The organism is uncultured Campylobacter sp. (assembly GCF_938045595.1).
In the GTDB taxonomy this organism is placed as follows: Bacteria; Campylobacterota; Campylobacteria; order Campylobacterales; family Campylobacteraceae; genus Campylobacter_B.
This window is the reverse complement of sequence record NZ_CALIBB010000211.1, coordinates 1-2,818: the sequence shown is the minus strand read 5'-3', so window position 1 is coordinate 2,818 and position 2,818 is coordinate 1. Positions and strand designations below refer to the sequence as shown.

The window sequence follows — 2,818 nt, the reverse complement described above, 5'->3', positions numbered from 1 at the left end:
GGGACTTTTAAAATAGGCTAAATAGCGGAAGTCCGAGAAAGGGTTTTTGGCGCGAGCGCAATTTGAGCTTTGCGGACATTTTGAAGCTTAATAGAATATAAAAGTGCGCTAAATTCGGGGTTTTAAATTTAAGAAAAGTCCGAAAATCAAATCCGCAGGAATGGAGCTTAGACGTAGGTATCAGGGGAGTGGAATATATCGCCTTCGCCTAGGCTCTCGCTTTTAGCCATACAAGTTTTGCAGATGCGGTAGAATAGGACTTTGTCGGTTTTGGGCTCGATTATGCGCGCAATGCGCTGTTTTAGCTCGGCATAAATCCGCTCGGAGACGTCTAGCTCAAATACCGAGTAGTTCGCCCGCAGCCCGTAGCCTTCTAGCAAGGCGGCGAGTTTGTTGCGGCGCTTAGTTTTACAAACATCGTAGCAGATGATTAAATTCATTGAAATCTCCCGATGAAAGGCTTATATTTTTCGTTTTGGGTTACGGCGCGTTTTAAGGCGTAGGCTTGCCTATCTATGATATCCTGCGCTTTTAGCTGTTCGCCTCTGTACTGCGTGCAAGCGAAGAGCTTTTCATTTACGTTTTTGGCGATATTTTGCCTGGTTGCGACAGATAGGAGCCCGTCTTTTATCTCAAAGGGCTCGTTTTTATTGACCATCGAGATTACGGCGCGATCGACGATGAAGGCGCGAAATTCCTCTATGAGATCGAAGGCGAGAGTGGGCTTTTGCTCATCAAGCGCGTGCAGATAGGATACGTGGGGCGAGAGACCCACAGCGGCAATGGATTTTAAAATTTTTGAATAAAGGATCGCGTAGCCGTAGTTTAGGGCGGAATTTACGACGTCGGTAGCGCCCTGCGTCACTCGCGCACTAAAGCCAAACTCGTAGTCGATCGCTTTTGCGATAGCCTGCCAGTAGGAGTTTGCGGCGCTTCCTTCAAAGCCCATAAGCTCGCTTACGCTTGCGGCGTCAGGGACGCGAAGCTTTAAAATTTCTTGCATCGCTTTAATTTCGGCGCCTAGATTTTTATGGTATTTGCCTAGATATTTTAGATAGTTGATCTGATTTTTTAGCTTGCCGGTGATGAGCTGCTGGGCGATGCGGAGCGATTTTTTGGTAGTTAGCAGCGAAATTTGCGAAGCGGCGGTTTTGGGTATGGCAGAATTCGCGCTAATGAGCGTGGCGTAGCTGAGACTGGTCTTTTCGTCGATGAAATTTATGGAAATTTTCTTTTTGGCGCACTCTTTGATGACGGCGGAGCTAAGCGAAATTTGAGCGTTTATGATGATCTGGCTGATTTGATTTATGGGGAATTTGTGCTTGATAGCGCCTTTGCTTTTTAGCACGAGCTTTCCTTGCGACAGAGCGAGGAAGTAAAAAGGCGTCGTGATGTGGATAATCGAGCTTTGCGAGAAGGTTTTTAGATATTCGCGCTTTTTAGCCTCAAGAGCGTTTTGGACGGATTTGACGGCGGGACGCTTGGCGTTTTTGAAGTAGGTTAGAATTTTAGCCTTTCTAGCCGTTTTGCTTAGTTCGTAGGGGAAGTTTAGGTTTATTAAGGCTTCTACTAGCGTCCGCTTGTCTGCGGTTTTTAGAAATCTGCGTATTAGGCTCGTTACGACCTCGCCAAAATGCAAGCAAAACCTATCTTTTTGCAAAGGCGAGAAAAGCTTAAGCGAGATAGCCTTTAGATGATACACGTAGGCGTTTAAATTTTCTACGCTTTGGCTTATTGCTTGCTTTTTGGCAGAGCTTGCGAGCTTGGCTAGAATGCGCTTAAATTTTTCCTCGCCGATACTTAAATTTGCGCCCTTAAAGCTTACGCCCAAAAAGACAAATTCGCTATCTTTGCCGTGAATGGAGGTTTTGGCTTCGTTTAGAGATAAGCTTATGGTTTTTAGGAAATCTTTCAGGTGCGCGAGTTCCCTCTCGACGGCTTCATATGAAACAAAAAACATAACGAAATCATCGGCGTATCTAACGAACTCTGTACCGCTTTGCTCTAAAAATTTATCCATTTGATTTAGGTAGATATTTGAGAGCAGCGGGCTTAGGACGTCGCCTTGATGAACGCCTTTTGCGTGAGCACGGTAATCAAAGCGCTCGAAAATTCCGTTTTTGATCCAAAGCTCAATGAGCCTGATTATTCGAGCGTCGCGGATATTTGCGCGTAAAATTTCAAGCAATTTTTCGTGATCGATATTTTCAAAGAAATCTTTGATGTCGGTTTTGACGGCAAATTTATAAATTTTAAAAAAATCGCGGGCGCGATAGATTGCATTGGCGTAAGATTTGCCGATGCGGTAAGCGTAGGAGCGGTTTGAAAAGCTCTTGTCAAAATAGCTTGAAAGTTCGCGAGCGAGGATATTTTGCGCAAATTTATCTTTTAGCGACGGGATGGCTAGTTTGCGAAGCTCGTCCTTGGCCTCTTTTGGGATAAATGCTCGTTTTAAGGGCTGCGGCGAATATGAAAGATTAAAAATTTCGTCCTTTAGCTCGGCATAAAATACGTCCGTGCAAATATCATCAGCACTAAGTCCGTCAAGCCCCAAAGCGGTGCGCTTTAATCTTTTTAGCGCGTATTCAAAGGCGCCTGCGGTAAAAATATCCTCTAAGTTTAGATCAAACATGACGCCTCCTTGTCATTGCATTTAGCTAGTAAATATCGAGCAAAACGCGCCGATACCGTAACCCACGGCGAAATTTATCCGCTCTGTAACTCGCGGCAAAATTTGAATTCTGCGGTACAATTTAAATCCGCTCTGCCTTTATCTTGCCTAGCCCAAAAACCGTGCTTTTGCCGACCCCGGTAATTT

Annotated in this window: 2 protein-coding genes; both read right to left on the bottom strand. The window is 45.0% G+C overall.

Annotation, left to right across the window (positions count from 1 at the left end; genetic code table 11):
* Positions 1 to 167: 167 nt before the first annotated feature.
* Positions 168 to 440 carry a CRISPR-associated endonuclease Cas2 gene (gene cas2 / locus Q0340_RS08315; protein WP_298082925.1) on the bottom strand — a complete coding sequence of 91 codons (273 nt, stop codon included), beginning with the start codon at positions 438 to 440 and terminating at the stop codon, positions 168 to 170.
* Positions 437 to 2,632 (bottom strand): CRISPR-associated endonuclease Cas1, encoded by a 2,196-nt coding sequence (cas1, locus tag Q0340_RS08310; protein ID WP_298082924.1) that lies wholly within the window; start codon positions 2,630 to 2,632, stop codon positions 437 to 439. The genes cas2 and cas1 overlap by 4 nt, the downstream gene beginning before the upstream one ends.
* Positions 2,633 to 2,818 lie beyond the last annotated feature (186 nt).

What these genes read in the sequence shown, in the direction of transcription:
- cas2 (WP_298082925.1), bottom strand. Translation starts at nt 440, where the DNA reads ATGAATTTAATCATCTGCTACGATGTTTGTAAAACTAAGCGCCGCAAC.
- cas1 (WP_298082924.1), bottom strand. Translation starts at nt 2,632, where the DNA reads ATGTTTGATCTAAACTTAGAGGATATTTTTACCGCAGGCGCCTTTGAA.